This is a genomic window from Longimicrobium sp., assembly GCF_036387355.1.
Classification (GTDB): domain Bacteria; phylum Gemmatimonadota; class Gemmatimonadetes; order Longimicrobiales; family Longimicrobiaceae; genus Longimicrobium.
The window spans coordinates 22658-42405 of sequence record NZ_DASVTX010000392.1; the positions used below are offsets into that span (position 1 = coordinate 22658).

Genomic DNA, 19748 nt, shown 5'->3' on the forward strand with positions numbered 1-19748 from the left:
ACTCCTACGTTAACTTTCGGATGCGCGAGATCGTTCTGTATCGAACCGCTTCGGGACGATGCCCCGTTCAAGACTTTCTGGATGACCTCACCGCCGCGCAACTGAAGAGAGTGGCGGAGGCGCTCGGCATCGTTGCCACCGCCGACCCCGTCTCGCCGCAGCTTCTCAAGAAGCTTTCGGGAACGGAGGACCTGTGGGAGGTCCGGGTGCAGCATGCGGGCAACGCGTTCCGCATCCTGGGCTTCTGGGATGGCGGGCGGATGATCGTCCTTGTTTCCGCATTCGCCAAGAAGACGGGAAAAACGCCGCTGCTGGAGCTTGAGGTGGCCCAGCGCCGCCGCCGCGACTACCTGAGCAGGAAGGGACATCATGGATGATCTGGACCGCTATATTGCATTGAGGGCGTCGCGCGACCCGGAGTTCCTGAACGGTTTCGAACGCGAGCGCCGGGCGTTCAAATTCGGGCTCATGCTGAAACAGGCGCGGCTGAATGCCGGGCTCACGCAGCATCAGGTGGCGGAGCGGCTGGGCACCAACAAATCGGCAATCAGCCGCATGGAAAACCGCGCCGAGGACATCCGCCTTTCCACCCTGCAGCGCTACGCCGAGGCGGTGGGCTGCATCCTTGCGCTGGAACTGCGGCCGGAGTCGGAGGGCTGGATTCCGCGCGTGCAGGCGGAACTCGCGGCCGGGCAGCAGCGCACGCCGGAGCACGCCGCGACCGGCGACTGAGCCTGCCTTCCACCGTCACGCAAAGCACATGGCCACCAAGCTCGACAAGCCGATCAAGCGCGAACTGGAGATCGACGGGCGCACCTACACGATCACCATTGCGCCCGCCGGGGTGAAAGTCGTGGAAAAGGGGAAGCGGAAGGGCGTCTCGGTCTCCTGGTCCGCCTTCGTCAGCGGCGACGCGGCGCTCGCGGCGGAACTGCGCGCTTCCCTGGACGCGCTCCCCGCCCGCTGACCGGAGCACCGCGGCTGGGTGACATCCAGTCGGACGGATCGGCTGGAAATCGCGTGTTCCGGATGGCGGAAAGCGGGTGGTTGGAGATCATCGCCCGGATCGGGAAGCACGGGGCGTGGCTCGCGAATCCCAAGCCGCTGCGCGGAAATCGCAACCGACAGCACCACCCGGTGCGCTCCCAACGGGCCAGCGACCGGATCGGCTTGCACGCACAACTTGACCGGAGGCAGCAGAATGCGCGATCGTCCAGAGCGTAACCAGCCAAGGAGACCCCGCATGCCTGCTCTTTCCATGAGACTCGGCGCCCTGCTGCGCCGCCCGGCTTCCCGCCCCCGTGGCCCGCTCCCGGAGGCTGCGCTCGGCGTCGACGACATGCCGCGCCCCGAGTGGATGTCAGAGGACGCGTTCCAGGATTTCAAGACGGCGTACGCCAGTTCCCTCGCCGGCCGCGGGACCGTGATTCAGGTGGAGGATCTCAGCGTCCTGCTCGACCCTGAGGCGCACGTCCCCCCGGAGTGGATTTCGCCCGGGGCATTCGACCGGCTCAAGGAAGCTCGCGGACAACTGCCCAGCCGCGCCGGGCGCGGAATGGCCGGGGATGAACCACGGGCCGGGTTCGGCCTTGAAGCCGAATAGGCGTTCGCCTGCCGCCCCCGATCCGCCGCCCCGCCGTCAGTCCGTCATCGCAGACGAGTTCCTGAGCGATCTGGAGTTCTGGATCCGCAACGATCCACGAACGGCGATCAAGCTGATCACCATGATGATGCACATCCTTCGCGATCCGATTCACGGGATCGGGAAGCCGGAGGCATTGCGCCATGGCGGTGGAACGTGGTCGCGCAGGCTCACGCACGAGCACCGGATCCTGTACCGGATGGAGGGCGATCAGGTGCACTTCCTCAAGGCGCGCTCGCACTACGAGTCGTGAGGCGAGCGCAAGCGGCTGACGCGACGATCCGCTGGTGGCACGACAGGCATAACAGACAACCAGAACGCCCCCGGCCACGCGGCCGGGGGCGTTCTTGATGAGGATCGCCGCCGTAGCGGGTTACGTCACGCCGCGCCGCCCCCGGCGGGGATGGCGCCGCAGCTTACCGGGTTGCCGTGATCCGTGCCGGTGCGCTCGTGGTACACCACGATGTGCTTGCCGTCCCCGAGCGTCGACAGGGCGACCGGTACCGTGCTGGTTGCCGAGCCCTGTCCGTTGGCCACCGGAGCGACGTCCTGCAGCGGGGCCACCACCTTGCCCGGCTCGGCGCAGGTGCCCTCGTGCACGTGCCCGCCGCTGGCCCCGGTGCCCATGTCCATCAGCGAGACGGTGATCATGGTTTCGCTGGCCCCGTGCGCCATCAGCTGCATCTCGCCCGGCATCCCTTTTCCGCCAATCGCGTCCATCGAGATCTTGGGGCCGGTGTTGGCCGGCGCCGCGGGCGCGGCCGGGGCGGGTGCCGCGGGGGCCGCCGCGACGGTGCTGTCGGCCGCGGCATCCGTCTTGGCGTCGTCTCCCCCGCCGCACGCCGCGAGCGCGAGAGGAAGGGCCGACATCGCCCAGAAGCGCTTCGCGTTCATCCGCATCTCCTGCCTTGGGTGTGCTGTGTGTGCCTGGATGCGGCAGACTACGGCCGGGCACTTCCCTCGTCAACCGTCGCACACGCCCGAGAAAGCCAGAACGCCCCCGGCCGCGTGGCCGGGGGCGTTCCGCATCGGTGGATCGATCACGTGCGGCGGTCACATGGAGGCGTTGGTGGACTGCGCGGGAATGGCGCCGCACACCACGGGCTTGCCCGGCTCGGCGCCAGACTTTTCGTGGTACGCCACGATGTGCTGCCCGTTCATCACCGTGGCGACCGGGATCTGCACGGTGCTGCTGGACATGCCCTGCCCGTTCGCCAGCGTCACGTCCTGCAGCGGCGCCACCACCTTGCCCGGTGCGTCGCAGGTGCCTTCATGGATGTGGCCGGAGTGCGTGGTGGTGCCCGGCGCCATGAGCGTCACGGAGATCATGGTTTCGTTGCCGCCGTGCGCCATGGCCTGCATCTGCCCGGTGACGCCTGAACCGCCCACCGCCGCCATCGCGATGGTGCCCGCGGCGGGAGCGGCAGCGGGGGCCGGCGCCGCGGCGGTGTTGCTGTCCATGGGCGTCGTGGTGACTTCCATGCCCGGCGAAGGCGCCGCGGAAACCGCCGTGCTGTCCGCGCCCGCTCCGCCCTCCGCCGAATCTCCGCCGCCGCAGGCCACCAGCGCGAGCGGAAGCGCCGTGGCGATACAGAACCGTGTCTTCATCGTGTCGACTCCAGGCCAGAGGTGTGAACCCGCAAGAGTGCTACGGGCGCAGAGTATGGCCGTGGAGCCTGGCTGTCAATGCTTTGTCCAACGTTTATCCATCGACGGGAACGCTGGCCCCGCTCACCGGCGCGGACTCGGGTGAGGAGAGGAAGAGGATCGTGCGGGCGATCCGTTCCGGCGGCGTCCACGACCGGGTGTCCGCGCCCGGCATGGCGGCGCGGTTGGCGGGCGTGTCGATGGTGCCGGGGAGCACGGCGTTCACCCGCAGCCGTCCCCGGTTCTCCTCCGCGACGGCCTCGGCAAGGGTCAGCAGCGCGGCCTTGGAGATGGCGTACGCCGCGTGCCCCTTGCGCCCCGCGCGCGCCGCGCCGGACGAGACGAAGACCATGGTTCCGCCCTCGGTCATGCGCGGAACGGCGGCGCGGACGAGAAGGAACGCGCCGCGCAGGTTCAGGTCCATCATCCGGTCCCAATCCGCCACGGGCGTCTCGTGCAGCGGGTGCCCGCCCGCGTAGCCGCCGACGGTGTGCACCACCGCATCCAGCCGCCCCGCCCACTCCGTCGTCTGCCGCACGGTGAACTCCGCGCCCTCCTCGCGCGTGAGGTCCGCGGCGAACCAGGTCAGCCGGTCGCCATGCGCCGCCGCGAGAGCTTCCAGCGCCTCCGTCCCGCCGGAGTGGTGCGTGGGGACGGCGACGCGCCATCCGGTCTCCAGAAAGGCGGCGGTGACGGCGCGGCCCAGCCCGCCCGCGCCCCCGGTGACCAGCGCCACGCGATCGCTCATTCCTCATCCCCGGGTTCGGGGAGCGGCACGGGCGGCTGCCGTTCCGTGGCTACGACGCGCGAAAACAGCCGTTCCGCCAGCTTGGGCGTCAGGTCGCCGTCCCGAAAGCGCCACGCCCAGTTGCCCTCCGCCACGCCCGGCGTGTTCATCCGCGCCTGCCCGCCCAGGCCCAGCACATCCTGCAGCGGCATGATCGCCCAGCCGGCCCGGGAGCGCAGGACGGTGTCGATCATCGCCCAGTTCATCTCCCTCTCGCCCGCGCCGGCCATGTCGTCCAGCGCGGCGCGCTCCTCCCGCCCCGCGTCGGCGTACCAGCCCAGCGCGGTGTCGTTGTCGTGCGTGCCGGTGTACGCGACGGAGTTGGCGATGTAGTTGGAGGGCAGGTGCGGGTTGGTGGGATCGTCGCCGCCGAAGGCGAACTGCAGCACGCGCATCCCCGGAAGCTCCAGGTCGTCCCGCAGCTTCTCCACTTCCGCCGTGATGATCCCCAGATCCTCCGCGATCACGGGGAGCGAGCCGAACGCCCCGCGCAGCGCCTCGAAAAAGGCGCGCCCCGGCCCCGGCCGCCAGTCGCCGTTGATGGCCGTCTCTTCCTTGGCGGGGACGGCCCAGTAGCTCTCGAATCCGCGAAAGTGGTCGATGCGGACGATGTCCACCATCTCCATCGTCCGGCGGAAGCGCGCGATCCACCACGCGAACCCGTCGCGCATCATCAAATCCCAGCGGTAGAGCGGGTTGCCCCAGCGCTGCCCCGTCTTGCTGAAGTAGTCCGGCGGCACGCCCGAGACGGCCAGCGGCAGCCCGGCGTCGTTCAGCTCGAACAGTTCCTGGTTGGCCCACACGTCCGCGCTGTCCTGCGCGACGAAGATGGGGACGTCGCCGACGACGCGGATGCCCAGGCCGTTGGCGTAGCCGCGCAGCGCCGTCCACTGCAGGTCGAACAGGTACTGCGCGTAGGCATGCCGCTCGATGGCGTCCGCGTGCTCCGTGCGCGCGGCCTCCAGCGCCTCTGCCTCGCGCCGGCGCAGCGGGTCCGGCCACGCCGTCCACTCGCGGCCGCCGTGCGCCTCGCGCAACGCCATGAAGAGCGCCCAATCGTCCAGCCAGGCGCGGTGCTCGTGGCGATACCCCGCGAAGTCCTCGCGCAGCTCGTCGTCCGCATCCTCGCGGTACACGGCGTAGGCGGCGCGCACGACCTGGTCCTTCCACCGGGCCACGGCGGGGAAGTCGACGTCGTCGTCGTCCATCTCCGGCGGCGCCAATGCGTCCTCGTCCGCCAGCAGGCCGTGCAGCGCCAGCTCCGACGGGCTCAGCAGCATGGGATTGCCAGCGAAGGCGGAGAGCGCGTTGTACGGCGAGCCTCCCTCGTTTACGGCCACGAGGGGAAGAAGCTGCCACAGCGCCTGCCCCGCGCTCGCCAGCCAGTCCACAAAGCGGAACGCCTGCTCGCCCAGGTCGCCGATGCCCGGGCCCGGAAGAGACGTGGGGTGCAGGAGAATGCCGCTCGCCCGCTCGCCGATGGTGGCCGATTCCTCCGGCATCAGACCTCCCCCGCCGCGATGGGGAGAACGTAGGCGACCTCCGCGGGGTCCAGCGCGAGCGTGGCGGGAACCGGTTCCCCTCCCTCGCGGTAGTCGTCGCGGCAGATGCGGTGCAGGCGGTAGTTGTCCGGCGCGCGCACGATGTCGCCCAGCGGAAGCTCGCGCGCTTCCTTCCACACCTTGTTCACCAGGATCACCCCCGCCGCCTCGTTGGCGTCATCCGCGCGGCGCAGGACGAGCGTGTCGCCCTCGATCGCGCCCAGCGCCTTCAGGTGCCCCTCGCCGTGCAGCAGCGGGTGCGTGCGCTTGAGCCGGTTCACGCGGGTGATGAACGGGCGCAGGTCCACGTGCCGCCGCTCCCAGTCCGTGGGCACCGTACGCACCACGTCCACCTGCTTGCGAAAGCCGAACTCGTAGCCGATGGGCATCATCACCCCGGCGCTGAACGCGGCCGCAAAGGCGTAGCGCTGCCGCTGCACCGCCGGGTCGCCGTCCGTTTCCGCCGCCAGCCGGGGCGTGTCGTGCGACTCGGGAAAGGCGATGGACGGGGCGATGGCGCCGAACGCCTCGTGCTGCGCCAGCGCCCACGGCTCGCTGAAGTTCCACCACTTGGACGAGTTGAAGAAGAAGTCGAACCCCGCCGACTTGAGCGCCACCACGTCCTCCACCGGCGCGCCCAGGGTCTCCGCGAAGAACACGACCCCTTCATCCACCTTGCGCGCCTCGGCGATCAGGTAGCGCCACAGCTCCGCGGGCACCTTGTACGCCGCGTCGCAGCGGAACCCGCGAAAGCCCAGCTCCACCGCCTCGCGCACCAGCTGCGCCCAGTAGCGCCACAATCCTTCGCGGTCGTGATGCGTCAGGTTCTCGATCTCCGCCAGGTCGCCCCACACGGTGACCTTGGACGGATCGTCCGGATCCACCACGAACGGGCTGCGCACCTGGCCGTGCTCGTCGCGCGCGTACCAGCCGGGGTGCTGGTCAATGAGCGGCGAGTCCTTGCTGGTGTGGTTCACCACCAGGTCCATCACCGGCTGGATGCGCATCTCCGTCATCTGCCGGAGCGCCTGCCGCAGCGGCTCCAGGCTGTGCGCGTCCGCCCCGGCCGGAAGGAACGCCGGGTTCAGCCGGCGGAAGTCCTTGACGGCGTACAGGCTGCCGCTGAACCCGGGGTAGTGCCACGGGTTGATGTAGATCCAGTCGAACTCCATTTCCCGCGCGCGCCGGGCATGCTCTGCCCAGCGCGTCGTGGGGCCCACCAGCCTCGGGAACAGGTTGTAGATCAGCGGCGGATTCACGCGCGCCCTCCCATGATGGCGCGAATGCCTTCCACCGGCACCCACAGCCAGTCCGGGCGGTTGTTCATCTCGTAGCCCAGCTCGTACACCGCTTTTTCCAGCTCGAAGACGGCCAGCACGCGCATCATCGTGTCCTCGTCCGCGGGAACGATGGACGAACCCGCCACGGTGTCGCGGTACGCGGCCAGGAACAGGGCGCGGGCTTCGCGCTCCCACGCCTGCGCCCACCGCTCCAGCGACATGCGCAGGCGGAAGTCGTCGCTGCGGTGCTCGTGCATGGCCATGCGCACCGCGTAGTTGAAGGAGCGCAGCATGCCCGCCACGTCGCGCAGCGCGGACTTCTTGCTGCGCCGGTCCGCGAGCGGCCGCGCCGGCTCGCCCTCGAAGTCCAGCACGTACCACTCGCTGGCGCCCTGCGCCGGGGTGCGCGCGCGCAGCACCTGGCCCAGGTGGTAGTCGCCGTGGTAGCGGATCTTGAGCGTGTCGCCTGCCAGCACGCGCAGGTCCTCGGCGCGGTGGCGCAGGTCCGGCGCGTTGCGCACGATCTCGCCCAGGGGGCCCTGCACGGCCTGGGCAAAGGAGCCCGGGACGGCCTCCAGCTGCTCGCCCAGGTCCGCCAGCACCGTATCCACCTGCAGGCGGAACGCCTCGATGGCGCGGCTCACGTCGTCCTCCGTTACCGGCTCCGGCGCAAAGTCCGGGTCGTCCGCCGACGAGGCGAGGGCCAGGTGCATGCGGCCCGTCATTTCGCCCAGCCGCTGGATGCCGGGAAAGGTTTCACCCGCCATCCGCCGCACCGCCTCACGGCCGCTGACGGTGTCGGGGTCCGCCGCGCTGCGGGACGCGGCGCTCAGGTAGCGGTCCAGCCCCTTGAGCGTCACCGCCCACGCGTCGCCGTCGTTGGGGATGAACTGGAAGAGCCCGGCCACGGAGTGCAGCGCGCCCTCCTGGTCCGCGTAGTCGATCCACCCCGCCAGACGGGGGACGGAGGGAAAGCCCGCGCGCTCGGAGAGAAAGCGGGTGACTTCCAGGTCCGGGTTGATCCCCGCCTCCAGCTTGCGGAACACCTTCATCACCAGCTTGTCGCCAAAGACCACCGAGGTGTTGCTCTGCTCCGCGCCCACGGGGCGAACGGGGCCCACGGACTTCAGGTCCTCCACCGCGCCGGTGCGATGGCCGGTGAAGCGGCCAATGCGCGTTGTGAGCGACTTTTCGCCCTCCATCACCTCCAGCAGCGCGCCGGCGACGCGGCGGTCGGCCAGCGCCTCGTACAGCTGCACCTCGCCCGCCTCGCCCGGGTGCGACGCCACAGGCTCGGCCTGCACGCCGGCCTCGCCCGTGGGGCGCAGGGTGAAGGGGAGCAGGTACAGGTCCGGGTCGCCCTCGCTGTAGCAGACGCGGGCGATGCCCAGCAGCAGGGTGGGCGCGCGCTCCGGGTGCAGCACCGCGTCGTCCGCGTGCTCCAGGCTGGTGACGTCGCGGGCCTTGCTGCGGAACCAGCGCTGGGCGCGCAGCCACTCCACCGGCACCCCGCCGATGAGCCGCTGCACCAGGTCCGTGCCCTCCAGCATGGCCGCGTCCTGCTGCGCCCATTCGCGGGCCAGCGCCGGGTCCAGCTCCAGCTCTTCGGCGGTGCGCGGGGCGCGCAGGGCGAACCAGAAGAAGCCGTACGGGCTCAGCGTGAGGGCGTAGGCGCTGTCTTCGATGGGGAGGAACGCCGTGTCGCCAAGCAGTTCCACCGGCACGCGACCGCTGTACTCGCCCAGGTCCAGCTGCACGGCCTGCGCGGTGCCGCTCAGGTTGTTGACCACCAGGATGATGTCCTGCCCATGCTCGCGGACGTACGCCAGCACGTGCGGGTTTTCCGGCTCCAGAAAGCGAATGCTGCCGCGGCCGAAGGCGCGGTGCTGCTTGCGGACGCGGATGAGGCGCTTGGTCCAGTTCAGCAGGCTGAAGGGCGAGCGCTCCTGCGCCTCCACGTTCACGGCCTGGAACCCGTAGACGGCGTCGCTGATGGCGGGCAGGTACAGCCGCTGCGGCTCCGCGCGGCTGAAGCCGGCGTTGCGGTCCGGCGACCACTGCATGGGGGTGCGCACGCCGTCGCGGTCGCCCAGCCACACGTTGTCGCCCATCCCGATCTCGTCGCCGTAGTAGATGATGGGCGACCCCGGCATGGTGAACAGGATGCTGTTGAGCAGCTCGATCTTGCGCCGGTCGTTCTCCATCAGCGGGGCCAGCCGGCGGCGGATGCCCAGGTTGATGCGCATCCGCGGGTCGGCGGCGTACTCGCGGTACATGTAGTCGCGCTCCTCGTCGGTCACCATCTCCAGGGTGAGCTCGTCGTGGTTGCGCAGGAACATGCACCACTGTGCATCCTCAGGGATGGCGGGCGTGCGCTCGATGATTTCCACGATCGGCTTGCGGATCCCCTGGCGCACGGCCATGAAGATCCGCGGCATGAGCGGAAAGTGGAACGCCATGTGGAACTCGGCGCCGTTCTCGTCGCCAAAGTACGGGCGCACGTCTTCCGGCCACTGGTTGGCTTCGGCCAGAAGAATGCGGCCGGGGTAGTTCTTTTCCAGCCGGATGCGGAATTCCTTGAGGATGTCGTGCGTCTCGGGAAGGTTCTCGCAGATGGTCCCCTCGCGCTCGATCAGGTACGGCACCGCGTCCGCGCGAAAGCCGTCCAGGCCGCGCTCCAGCCAGTACTCCATCACCCGGAACATCGCCTCCTTGACCTCGGGGTTGTCCCAGTTGAGGTCCGGCTGGTGGCTGAAGAAGCGATGCCAGTAGTACTGCCCCGCCACCGGGTCCCAGGTCCAGTTGCTGGGCTCGGTGTCGGTGAAGATGATGCGCGCGTCCTTGTAGTCCGTGTCGTTGTCGCTCCACACGTAGTAGTTGCGCTCCGGGCTTCCCTTGGGGGCGCGGCGGGCGCGCTGAAACCACGGGTGGTCGCTGCTGGTGTGGTTCAGCACCAGGTCGGCGATGACCTTGAGGCCGCGCTTGTGGGCTTCGTCCAGAAAGCGCTGCACGTCGTCCAGCGTGCCGTACGACGGATGGACGCCGTAGTAGTCGGCGATGTCGTAGCCGTCGTCACGCAGCGGCGACGGGTAGAACGGAAGCAGCCAGATGGCGTCGACGCCCAGCCCGGCCACGTAGTCCAGCCGTTCAATCAGCCCGGCGAAGTCGCCGACCCCGTCCTGCGAGCCGTCCTGAAAGGCCTTGACGTGAAGTTCGTAGAAAACGGCATCCTTGTACCACAGCGTATCGGCGCTCAACGCGGGGCTCCTGGTTGGGACGGTTGGTCGGGTCGTCGTACGGGACGGCGGCTGAACGGGCTCCGCCGGACTGGCAGGCTCCGAAACTGACCGCGCGGGCTGCAGGAAGCGCGCCGGGGGTGGGGGCAGGACGGAAGGATGCGAGGTGCTGCGTGTGACATCGATGACGACAGACAGTTCGTCCTGCGATGCGGTGTAACGAATCGGGAGCTAGACGTGACAACTCTTGCGCCTGTTCCGGCCGCTGGCTACCCGTTGCACTCTCCCATCCTTCGTCTCCCATCCGATTGCGGCCCCATGGAGCTACCATTCGCGGAAGTATTCATCGCTGGCCTCGGCGCAATTCTAAGCTGGTTCATCACTTCCCGTGCGTATAAGGCAAGCCTAGATCAGCATCGGTTGAGTGCTTCATCTGCCGCTGCCGATTGGCTCCGTGACTTGAGGACGTGGGCCGCTGAAGCAATCGACGTCCTGGCCGAAGCTTCGTATACGTGTCGACGTGGCGATCCGGAAAGCACGGAGGAAGAACAGCGAACCCTCCACACCTGTCGGTATCGCCTCTCGGCCCTGATCGATCGGGGCCGGCTTTACCTCCCGAACGAGCAGGAGGATACCGTAGGGAATCAAAAGGCGCGCGCCTATCGCGGGCTCCGTCACCATGCGCTAGACGCGCTCGTAGCTGCTGAATGCGTGATCGGGCGAACGATCGCTCTGGGTGAATATCCGGATCGCAAATCGGCTCTGATTGGTATGCGGCGAGAATTCGTATCGTCCGTGCAGGCGATTCTTGACCCGCACAGCTTCAACCGGGAAGTCGCCCGATTGATCCGGCTGGCAAACGAAGAGCGTGCGGCAGATCCAACTCTTGGGGGCTTGCTGCCGGATGCTAAGAAGCCTCCGGCTGGGGCTGAAGCGCTACTCGCGGCATCGTCCAGGAGGCATAGGGTTCGACTCTAGCCAACCTTTTGGAGGGATGTGACCTGATCCTCGAAGAGAACCCACGACGTGAGGAGCGGGATCAGGCAGGCGGCCGGACCCACTCCACTCTCGATGGGCTGGCTGCGGCCCAACCGGTCCGAAGTACATTCATCCCCGGACAGGTGATCTCTGGGATTCGGTGATGAGAATCGCGATGTGAGGTAAATGAACTCCCAAGCAAGGGCATGCACTTTGACGCTTCGAACTCTGGGCGGATGGAGCCTTGTACGTCACCCGCTTGGGAGTGAGCGGCATCTCCGGAATCGCTCGAGGTGGTTCAGCGCGGTTTTGATTGCGGGATTTCTGCTCGCGGCGTGTGTCCGGCCGGGAACGCACCCGATTTCCTGCTCCCCTCAAGCGCGATGGTTCAAAGATAAGGCGGTGTTCACAGTGCCGGTCCGGGGCTCGGTCGTGAGGCTCGACGGTGAGTGGAACCCTCTGGGCCTGTCGCCGGATTCGCTGGAACGGCTTCGCGCGGGAGAGGACATACACATCACTGGCTCGCTGCCCTACGGGTGGGGCATGCGCTTTACAGCTCAGGGACGGCGCTACGAAGTAGGGGCCTACCTCCGCAGCGATGAAACGCGTCGCGCGCGTACGATGCCGCTCGATGCTGCCCTTGCTCGAGCGCCTTTCAATGGCCTGTTCGTTTGGGACACGCCCAGGAGCGGCTCGGAGGCGGCGTACGCGGATCCCGCCTTCTCTGACGCTCGGATCACCGTGAAGCAGGTCGGCGGCCGGTGCATTCAGCTCACGCTTCGCGGTCGTTCGGCGGTGAGGCGGCTTGTCTCGCTCGCACCAACACAAATGTGGGCGTTCGAGCACTGGGCCGCGGGGCCGACCGACTCCGTGCCGGCTGCAAGCGGGCTGCCGGCGCTTCGCTGACGGGACGTTCCGCTCCGGCTTGGCGCGGCCGACAACAAGCTTTGGTGCGGACGGCGCGGACCCGGTGCTGATCGAACCTGCCGCCAGCGTTCAAAGCGCGGCTACGGCTGACATTTGCTGAGGAAGCGACTAAATTGATCCGTTCACGCGTCCGCTCCCCAGCCCCTGCGAAGCATGCATACATACACCGCCGTCGTCGAGCGCTGCCCCGATACGGGTCTCTATGTGGGCTATATCCCGGGGTTTCGAGGCGCACACACGCAGGCCGAGACACTGGACGAACTCGACCGCAACCTCCGTGAAGTGATCGAGCTTTTGCTGGAGGACGGAGAGCCCCGGCTGGAAGCCGAGTTCGTCGGCACGCACACCGTTACCATCGCGGCCTGACGTGGGGGACGTTCCGGTCCTAAAGCCGCGGGAGGTTACCGCCGTTCTGGAGCAACTCGGGTTCGCAGAGGTGCGCCAGAAAGGCTCCCACAAGCAGTTCCGCCATCCGGACGGACGGGCGACCACCGTTCCTTTCCATTCTGGCCGGGATATCTCCCCCATCCTCCTCCGCCGCATTGCAGGGGATATCGGGTTTACTCTGAACGAATTCCTCCAGCATCGCTGAAGGGTGCGTTCACCTGGCCGCTCCGCAGCAACACGGGGCCGCGAGACCGACTCGTCCTGCAGGAAGCACGCTTCCGCTCGCCCGCTGACCCGCATCCCCGCAACGGAGACGAACATGGAACTGGGCGCATTTTCCATCAGCTTGGCCGTCAAGGACATCGAGGCGTCGAAGCAGTTCTACCAGAAGCTCGGGTTCCAGGTCTTTGGCGGGAACCAGTCGCAGAACTGGCTGATTCTGAAGAACGGCGACCACATCGTCGGGCTGTTCCAGGGAATGTTCGAGCGGAACATGCTCACGTTCAACCCGGGATGGAACCAGGACGCCCAGCCGTTGGATGCGTTCACGGACGTGCGCGAACTGCAGCGCCGGTTGAAGGCACAGGGCGTGGCCTTCCTGAGCGAAGCGGACGAGAGCACGACGGGGCCCGCGAGCTTCGTCGTGGCGGACCCCGACGGCAACCCCGTGCTCGTTGACCAGCACCGCTGACCTGAGCCGGGGCTGATGTCTGCGCCTTCTGCCACGCCATGCCGATGCGCGTTCCCCTGCCGATCCCGAGCAACGGAGCAGCCCTGGTTGTACTCGCGACGCTGCGTAGAATCCGGCGCTACGCCCTCGTGGGTGCCTTGGCTCTTTCTTCGGCCTGCACAAAGGTGGGGGAAGGAACAGACCTGTCTGGCTTCTATCAATCGCGCCGCCTGGACGGCGGAGAAGCGCTCTGCCCGCGGCGCGACGGCTCGTTCGCCTACTTCGCCCGGGGCGCATCCGATGTAGAAGCGCTTCAGACCGGCCGCTGGCAGGCTGTTGTTGCATCTCAGGGTCTGTGCTTGCGATTATCGATACGCTGCACCTCCACGGGGGAACCGGCGCCTATCTGGCCGGGGGCAACCCTCGCCGGGAACCTTTCTGGAAAGTCGCTGGACCCTCTCACGAAAGCTCGTCCTCATCCCCGCAGGCCAAACCGAGGCGCTGTTCCGCAGAGCAGGAGACGAAATGGTGTGTCCTCGCCTTCACGTACGCCTCTGAACAACCGCCTGCACGCGGCACACGGTCAAGTGGCGCGCACGCCGTCATCGCACGCGGCCTTGCCCTTCTGGACGACACGTGATCGAGAACCGGCGGCTGACCACAGAAGAAGAACGCCTTCTCCGCTGGATGCTCGTGCAGGGCGGAACCGCGGCGCGTGCCCTGTTGCCGCAGGTAGATCGTGCGTCCGTCACCCCGGTTTGCTGTCCCTGCGGCTGCCCCAGCCTGCAACTGCAGATTGAGGGACAAGCGCCGCCAACCGGCGGGATGAAGGTCGTTGCTGACTTCCACTACGGGGAAGGAGAACATGTCAGCGGGATCTTTGCCTATGAGCGGGACGGTTTCCTCGCTGGTCTGGAGGTCTACGCCTGGCCGATGACGTTCCGCAGTCGCTCCCGAGCCCGGAGGATCTGCATCCCACGGAACCGCCCGCGCTTCAAGAGATTGCTGCAGCCGACGTTCCGCCGGGTTTCATCCGCCACAGGCAAACGGAACATCCCGCGCGCGCCAGAAGCGCGGGAGCGAACTCTATCAACGCGATTCCCACTGTGACCGCCAGAACTTCGGGCCACCTCTCGCTGACTCGCGTTGTCGTGGTGGGAGTCGTGATGATGCTCGTGACGAACGCGGTCGTGAACCGCGACATCCGATTGACCGGCGTCCTTCAGACCGTCCTGCGCTGGACGATCACCGTGGGTGCGTCGTACCTGATCGCGGCCCGCCAGAGCGGATGGCGCAATACGCTGCGTGCCATCAGCGCCGCCGTTCTCATCACCTTTATTGCGGTGTTCCTGGAGCTTTCGGAATCCGTCCTGACCGGACGAGCGGCTGCCGAGAGGCGTGGTCCCGCGGTTGTTCTCGCGTTGCTGCTGGCTGCCCCCGTGACCGGCCTGATTGCGGGCGTGGTTGGGGCATGCGCATTCGAATTCCGGCGGCGGATTGGTGCGGCCGGTCACCCGGCGTAAAAGGCCGGCACAGTGCTCCGCAGACGCACAGCCCCGCGTTCTGCATCCCCAGAAAATCACCTGGACCGGAGAAGCGCGATGCAGAAGCCCGCAAAGAATACGATCTGCCTGTGGTACAATGGTGATGCCGAGGAGGCGGCGCGGTTCTATGCCGCGACCTTCCCGGATTCGTCCGTGGACGCCGTGCATCGGGCGCCCGGAGACTTTCCGTCCGGCAAGCAGGGCGACGTGCTGACGGTGCAGTTCACCGTGATGGGTATTCCCTGCCTGGGCCTGAACGGCGGCCCGGCGTTCACGCACAACGAGGCGTTCTCGTTTCAGGTCGCAACCGATGACCAGGCCGAGACGGACCGCTACTGGAACGCGATCATCGGCAATGGCGGCGAAGAAAGCGCCTGCGGGTGGTGCAAGGACAGGTGGGGATTGTCGTGGCAGATCACCCCGGTGGTGCTGACGCAGGCGATTGCCGATCCCGATCCCGACGTCGCGAAGCGCGCGTTCGGCGCGATGATGCAGATGAAGAAGATCGACGTGGCAGCCATCGAGGCCGCCATCCGGGGATGATGTTCGCCGGAGCCAGCGCGCTCGGGGGCCGTGCTCTCTTGCCGCGGGGGCGGATCAACAGCACGTTCACGGCCCCATTGGTTGTGATCACCTCATTCCCAGCGTGGTGTATGCGGATTTTTCCGGTTCTTGTTGCGGCCATGCTCCTCGGGCCTGCGCGAGCGGCGGACAGCAGGGCGGGAGCACGGCTCCGGCCGCGGGTTCCGGGGCGGGCACGCAGAAGTCGCGCGTCGTGGAGCAGGTGCGCAGCCTGGAGGCCGATCCCCTGCAGGCCGGTGCCGCACGGCTGCGTCAGCGACTCTTCCGCTACTTCGTGGACGCGCCGGACATCACCATCACGGTCTGCAGCGGCGTGCTCGACCCACTCGCGAGCGCACGCCAGAACTATGGAACGGAGATCTTTACCCAGCAGCTTTTGTCCAGCGGCGCCTTTTTGATCGAGAACCCGGGCATGGCGCGCGACCGGGGGACCGTTCACGCCGCGGGTGTGGCGGGTGCGCTCAAGGCGTACGAAGCCATTCTGCGGACGCACCCGGAGGCACGGCGGCCGCTCCTGGACGAGCTTGTTCAGCTTCGTGAAGCAGGCAACCTGGTCGCACACGCCCGCTCCCGCATGCGCTGCTGAGCAGGCAAGCGCGGCTGCCGCATACCTGTCGTGCGCGGCGGGAGGGCACGATGGGGGGGAACACGCGTGCGGCGAAATCCAGACGTGAGGTGAGGGGCGCGACGCGGATGCGGAGGTTCATGGAACGGAGAACTGCGCCTAACTGCAGTTCTCCGTTTTGTGCACTGCGGGACGGTGAGAAGTGGAAGCGCGGGAGTGTGGACCGGAACCGCCCGGAACCGGCGGCAACGGCCCACGGTTGACACGCCCCCCAGCTGAGCAGAGACTGCAGTCTTCAGCGCCATCCGTTCCGGTGAGGCGCAGAACGTCTCCGCATGGTCGGGCACGCCGAGGGGCCGAGTTCAGGGCCGGGGAGCCCCGCACGCGCGACACCGGCGGACCACCGCGACGCAGGATGCGGAGCCCTGATCGCAGCGGACGCCGGCCAGACAGCCCCCTTCCAGATCTGGAATCGCGGAGCATGATCATGGTCTCACCGCATGCGCTGTATCGTCGCGCTCCTGGTGCTCGGCACGGCTCACGGGCTCCACGGGCAGCGCCCCACGGGCCCGGCGGCTCTGGAGGGGACGGTGATGCACTCTGTGGCGGGACAGGCGATCTCCCGGGCGGTGGTGTGTGTCTCGCTACCGGTGGAGCGCACCCACTACCCGAGGTGTGGAGCAATCGATCAATCCTCGGGCAGGTACCGGGTGGACAGTCTGCCGGAGGGGCGCTGGCGGGTTGGCGTCAACTGCGCGACGATGAACATCTTTGCGCATTCCATGGCATCGGACAGCATCGCTTTCAAGGATTCGGCCGCGGTCCGCCGGGACTGGATGGTCACGACCGACGGGTGCGACCCACGCCCGCTGCGCCGAATCCCCGGTACGTTTCGGGGATACTGGACGCCCGGGTTCGAATCCAGCGAGTTCATTCCATGCGCCGCCGATGCGTGGTTCCTGCCCGGAGACTCCCTCCGGACCAGGAACTATGACGAGCGGCGCGCTTGGGCGGTGCTGCGGCGGGGGAGCGTCCCGGAGGGGTTCGTGTGGCCGAAGGGGCGGAGAGACCGATACGGGAACCCGCGGTACTACGTAGAGTGGCGCGGGGAGGTTGTCGGTCCCGGGCACTACGGCCACATGGGAGTCTCGGCGTTCGAGATCAACGTGGATTCCGTGCTCACGGTTCGAGCGCCCCGCCGGGGAGACTGCAGGCCCGCGCCCTGACTCCGCCCGAGGAACGCCCCCGCTCCGCGTACCGCGTTCCGGGCCGGGCGCTCGCGTCACGAAATCCACTCCCACCATCGCACCATGCCTCGATACGTTGCGCTGCTTCGCGGGGTGAGCCCGATGAACTGCAAGATGCCGGAACTGAAGGAGTGCTTTCAGGCGGCGGGATTCGAGGACGTGCGCACGGTTCTGTCCAGCGGCAACGCCGTGTTCACCACGCGCGAGTCGGAGTGGTCGGCGCTGGAGCAGACGGCCGAGCAGGCGATGCTCGCGGCGTGGGGGCACGCCTTTCCCACAATCATCCGGCCCGCTGCGTATCTCGCCGACCTCGTGGCGCGCGATCCGTTCGGCGAGTTCCACCTACCGCCCGCGGCCAAGCGCGTGGTCACGTTCCTGCGGCACCCCGGGAACCAGGACGTGCAACTGCCCGTGGAGCGCGACGGCGCACGCATCCTGAAAATGGAGGCGGCCGAGGTTTTCACGGCCTACGAGCCGAGTCCCGAGGGCCCGGTGTTCATGACGCTGCTGGAGCGGACGTTCGGAAAGGACATCACCACCCGGACGCTCGACACCGTCCGGAAGTGCGCGGCGGCGTAGCGGAATCCCCGCGTTTGCATCAGCGCCGGATCACCGTCCCCGCGCCTCTCCATCAAACACCACCATCGATCATCGCATGCCGGCAGACGAGAAGCCCAAGGGCCCCGCGTCCTACTTCCCCGCCATCGAAAAGAAGTACGGCAAGCCGATGGAGCACTGGCTGGAACTCGCGCGCAGCCGCCCGGAGTTGAAGCACATAGAACGGGTGAGCTGGCTCAAGACGGAGCACGGGCTGGGGCACGGCCACGCCAACGCGATCGTCGCGTACGTCCTCGCCGGGGCGAAGTAAATACATCAACTGGGGCCTGCCCGCCTGGCACGGAGAGCGCTTGCGCGACTCTGCGGCTCAGCGCACGTTGCGAGTACGTCCGGCTCACCGGCCTGCGGTGCGGCCCGCCCCATCCCCTTTCTGCCGTGCCCCCGTGTTTGAAGGCGACCGCTCGCTCGCGCACCTGGATGACCGTGCGCTCGACGAGCACATCTCTCTGCTGATCGTGGAACTGCGCGCCGCCGAGCGCGAGGTCTTTCGCCGCAAGGCCGTTCTGCTCACCCGCTTTCCCGAAGGGTGGAGCGAGCCGCCCGCGGGCGCAGTCCCCTCCGAGGTGCCGCACCACAGGTACGTGGAACTCCTGGAGCGGTACATGGAGCGTGCGCTGGACGAGCGCCAGTGCCGCCCCGGAAGCGGAACGTACCCGTGGACCGAAGTCTGGGGACTGCCGGGAAGGCTGGGTCCCGTTCCGCGGATCACCATCCGCAATCTCGTCCGGAGCGCGCATGAACACGCCCGGTCCACGCTCGCCACGCCTGCCCCGGCGCCGAGCGAGCCGGCGTCCTGAACCGGTCTTCGCTCCTGCCGATCATCTCCGGCCGCCGCGGGCCGGCGATGCTCTTCCCCCGGCCTGTGCCCTCCGCACGTTTCCCGAGGGAGGTGACGATGCGTGGACTGATCGTACCCGTCTCGCTTCTGTTGCTCGCCGCGGTTCCGGGTGCTTCGCGGCCGGCGGGAGGCACCGCGCTGCCCTGCACGGTGGGCGGCCCGCCCATCTCGTTCTCCATCGCACGCACGCAGAACATCGTTGGGGAATCCCGGGTCATCGCGCGCGCCACCGCCCTGGGCGAGGTTGCGCCTCCCGCGGAGGATCCGCGGCAGGACGCCACGTTCGTCGCTTTCAGCGTCGACGAGGTCCTGCGAGGCAGGGGCGTCCCGGATACGCTCCGTCTGTACGGCGTCATCCGCGAAGACGATGCGTGGCCGCAAGAGGAGGAAACCGAGATCCCGCACCGGTCCTACCTGCGCCGGTCGGGCGGCACCTGCATGGCGTTCACGTACCAGACCGGGGGCGAGTACCTTCTGCTGCTGAATCCGTCAGAGCACGGTGTGAGACTGGATCCGTACTGGATGCTTCTGGCGCCGACGAACAATCAGATTCACGGTGCGGACGACTGGTGGCTGCAGTGGGTGCGCCTGGAGATCGCGCGCAATCCGCCGCGTCCCTGATCTCCCCGCCGCCACCGACGCCGCCGAGGGTGCATGGTCCAGATCCGGCCGTATCGATCGTCGGATGCGCAGGCGGTCTCGGAGGTCATCCGCACGACCATGCGGGTGTCGAATGCGGCGGATTATCCCATGGAGCAGCTTGAGCCGCTGATCGACTATTTCTCGCCGGAGAAGGTGGAGCAGATCAACCGGGACCGCACCTGCCTGGTGGCCGAAGAGGATGGGCAGGTCATCGGCACCGCGGCGCTGGAGAACGATGAACTGGTGACGTTCTTCATCGTCCCCAAGTACCAGGGCCGGCGCGTAGGCACGGCGCTGCTGGAGCGGCTGGAATCCATCGCGCGCGAGCAGGGTGTGGCGCAGCTGAAGGTCGGGTCCAGCCTGACGGGCGCGGCGTTCTACGAACGGCACGGGTACCAGCGCACGGCCGGTGTCGTCGAAGGAACGGCTGGTCCGCAGATCCTGATGCGCAAGCTGATCCAATGAGCCCCATGCGGGCGTCCCACGACCAGTGAACGCCTGGATGGGCAGAACGCGCGGGCGGGTGGGCGCCGGCCGATCCCCTCGCAAACACCTGGGAGGATGACGAGAATGCGGATGTCGCTCGTGCTGGCGTGTCTGGTGGCGCTGTCGGCGCC

24 protein-coding genes are annotated in these 19748 nt (G+C 67.7%); 17 read left to right on the top strand and 7 right to left on the bottom strand.

Annotated features, from left to right (window positions below; all coding sequences use genetic code 11):
• The first annotated feature begins 20 nt into the window (after positions 1-20).
• From VF665_RS17150 to VF665_RS17170, 5 genes are all read left to right on the top strand, one after another.
• Positions 21-377, top strand: a complete 357-nt coding sequence (locus tag VF665_RS17150) for a type II toxin-antitoxin system RelE/ParE family toxin (protein WP_331054670.1) — start codon at positions 21-23, stop codon at positions 375-377.
• A complete protein-coding gene (locus VF665_RS17155; RefSeq protein ID WP_331054671.1) occupies positions 370-732 on the top strand; it encodes a helix-turn-helix transcriptional regulator in 363 nt (120 codons plus the stop codon). The genes VF665_RS17150 and VF665_RS17155 overlap by 8 nt, the downstream gene beginning before the upstream one ends.
• A gap of 28 nt (positions 733-760) precedes the next feature.
• Positions 761-967 carry a hypothetical protein gene (locus VF665_RS17160; RefSeq protein ID WP_331054672.1) on the top strand — a complete coding sequence of 69 codons (207 nt, stop codon included), beginning with the start codon at positions 761-763 and terminating at the stop codon, positions 965-967.
• A 276-nt stretch (positions 968-1243) separates the two neighbouring features.
• Positions 1244-1603, top strand: a complete 360-nt coding sequence (locus VF665_RS17165; RefSeq protein ID WP_331054673.1) for a hypothetical protein — start codon at positions 1244-1246, stop codon at positions 1601-1603.
• Positions 1566-1895 (top strand): Txe/YoeB family addiction module toxin, encoded by a 330-nt coding sequence (locus VF665_RS17170; protein WP_331054674.1) that lies wholly within the window; start codon positions 1566-1568, stop codon positions 1893-1895. Before VF665_RS17165 ends, VF665_RS17170 begins: the two co-directional genes overlap by 38 nt.
• 125 nt (positions 1896-2020) lie before the next feature.
• Here VF665_RS17170 and VF665_RS17175 read toward each other — a convergent pair whose 3' ends face one another.
• The 6 genes from VF665_RS17175 to treS all read right to left on the bottom strand — a co-directional run bounded on the left by VF665_RS17175 (position 2021) and on the right by treS (position 10154).
• Positions 2021-2536 (bottom strand): hypothetical protein, encoded by a 516-nt coding sequence (locus VF665_RS17175; RefSeq protein WP_331054675.1) that lies wholly within the window; start codon positions 2534-2536, stop codon positions 2021-2023.
• A 159-nt stretch (positions 2537-2695) separates the two neighbouring features.
• Positions 2696-3250, bottom strand: coding sequence for a hypothetical protein (locus VF665_RS17180; protein ID WP_331054676.1), 555 nt, complete (start codon positions 3248-3250; stop codon positions 2696-2698).
• Between the two features lie 94 nt (positions 3251-3344).
• Positions 3345-4037, bottom strand: coding sequence for an SDR family NAD(P)-dependent oxidoreductase (locus VF665_RS17185; RefSeq protein WP_331054677.1), 693 nt, complete (start codon positions 4035-4037; stop codon positions 3345-3347).
• The gene (gene malQ, locus VF665_RS17190) at positions 4034-5578 is read right to left on the bottom strand and encodes a 4-alpha-glucanotransferase (RefSeq protein WP_331054678.1); all 1545 of its coding nucleotides are present in this window, start codon (positions 5576-5578) and stop codon (positions 4034-4036) included. Before malQ ends, VF665_RS17185 begins: the two co-directional genes overlap by 4 nt.
• The gene (locus VF665_RS17195) at positions 5578-6876 is read right to left on the bottom strand and encodes a hypothetical protein (RefSeq protein ID WP_331054679.1); all 1299 of its coding nucleotides are present in this window, start codon (positions 6874-6876) and stop codon (positions 5578-5580) included. Before VF665_RS17195 ends, malQ begins: the two co-directional genes overlap by 1 nt.
• On the bottom strand, positions 6873-10154 hold the full coding sequence (gene treS, locus VF665_RS17200) for a maltose alpha-D-glucosyltransferase (RefSeq protein WP_331054680.1): 3282 nt from the start codon (positions 10152-10154) through the stop codon (positions 6873-6875). The genes VF665_RS17195 and treS overlap by 4 nt, the downstream gene beginning before the upstream one ends.
• A 2037-nt stretch (positions 10155-12191) precedes the next feature.
• Here treS and VF665_RS17205 point away from each other — a divergent pair.
• The 7 genes from VF665_RS17205 (at position 12192) to VF665_RS17230 (ending at position 15807) form a co-directional block, all read left to right on the top strand.
• The gene (locus tag VF665_RS17205) at positions 12192-12404 is read left to right on the top strand and encodes a type II toxin-antitoxin system HicB family antitoxin (RefSeq protein ID WP_331054681.1); all 213 of its coding nucleotides are present in this window, start codon (positions 12192-12194) and stop codon (positions 12402-12404) included.
• A 1-nt stretch (position 12405) separates the two neighbouring features.
• Entirely contained in the window at positions 12406-12630 is a 225-nt protein-coding gene (locus VF665_RS25940; protein ID WP_349263147.1) for a type II toxin-antitoxin system HicA family toxin, read from the top strand.
• 114 nt (positions 12631-12744) lie between these two features.
• Entirely contained in the window at positions 12745-13116 is a 372-nt protein-coding gene (locus VF665_RS17210) for a VOC family protein (protein WP_331054682.1), read from the top strand.
• Positions 13117-13731: 615 nt separating this feature from the next.
• Positions 13732-14205 carry a hypothetical protein gene (locus tag VF665_RS17215; protein WP_331054683.1) on the top strand — a complete coding sequence of 158 codons (474 nt, stop codon included), beginning with the start codon at positions 13732-13734 and terminating at the stop codon, positions 14203-14205.
• Between the two features lie 56 nt (positions 14206-14261).
• Positions 14262-14618, top strand: coding sequence for a hypothetical protein (locus tag VF665_RS17220; protein ID WP_331054684.1), 357 nt, complete (start codon positions 14262-14264; stop codon positions 14616-14618).
• A gap of 78 nt (positions 14619-14696) precedes the next feature.
• Positions 14697-15182: a VOC family protein gene (locus VF665_RS17225; protein WP_331054685.1), complete on the top strand. Its 486-nt coding sequence runs from the start codon at positions 14697-14699 to the stop codon at positions 15180-15182.
• 232 nt (positions 15183-15414) lie between these two features.
• Complete coding sequence (locus VF665_RS17230; RefSeq protein WP_331054686.1) at positions 15415-15807, top strand: hypothetical protein; 393 nt, start codon at positions 15415-15417, stop codon at positions 15805-15807.
• A 667-nt stretch (positions 15808-16474) separates the two neighbouring features.
• Here the strand turns inward: VF665_RS17230 and VF665_RS17235 are convergent.
• Positions 16475-16720, bottom strand: a complete 246-nt coding sequence (locus tag VF665_RS17235) for a hypothetical protein (protein ID WP_331054687.1) — start codon at positions 16718-16720, stop codon at positions 16475-16477.
• A 376-nt stretch (positions 16721-17096) separates the two neighbouring features.
• On the opposite strand from VF665_RS17235, the gene VF665_RS17240 reads away from it, so the two are divergent.
• From VF665_RS17240 to VF665_RS17260, 5 genes are all read left to right on the top strand, one after another.
• Positions 17097-17612, top strand: a complete 516-nt coding sequence (locus VF665_RS17240; protein WP_331054688.1) for a DUF1697 domain-containing protein — start codon at positions 17097-17099, stop codon at positions 17610-17612.
• 76 nt (positions 17613-17688) lie between these two features.
• The gene (locus tag VF665_RS17245) at positions 17689-17901 is read left to right on the top strand and encodes a DUF4287 domain-containing protein (protein ID WP_331054689.1); all 213 of its coding nucleotides are present in this window, start codon (positions 17689-17691) and stop codon (positions 17899-17901) included.
• 133 nt (positions 17902-18034) lie between these two features.
• On the top strand, positions 18035-18448 hold the full coding sequence (locus VF665_RS17250; protein WP_331054690.1) for a hypothetical protein: 414 nt from the start codon (positions 18035-18037) through the stop codon (positions 18446-18448).
• 191 nt (positions 18449-18639) lie between these two features.
• Complete coding sequence (locus VF665_RS17255) at positions 18640-19110, top strand: hypothetical protein (protein WP_331054691.1); 471 nt, start codon at positions 18640-18642, stop codon at positions 19108-19110.
• Positions 19111-19143: 33 nt separating this feature from the next.
• Positions 19144-19596 (top strand): GNAT family N-acetyltransferase, encoded by a 453-nt coding sequence (locus VF665_RS17260; RefSeq protein WP_331054692.1) that lies wholly within the window; start codon positions 19144-19146, stop codon positions 19594-19596.
• The last annotated feature ends 152 nt before the right edge of the window (positions 19597-19748 follow it).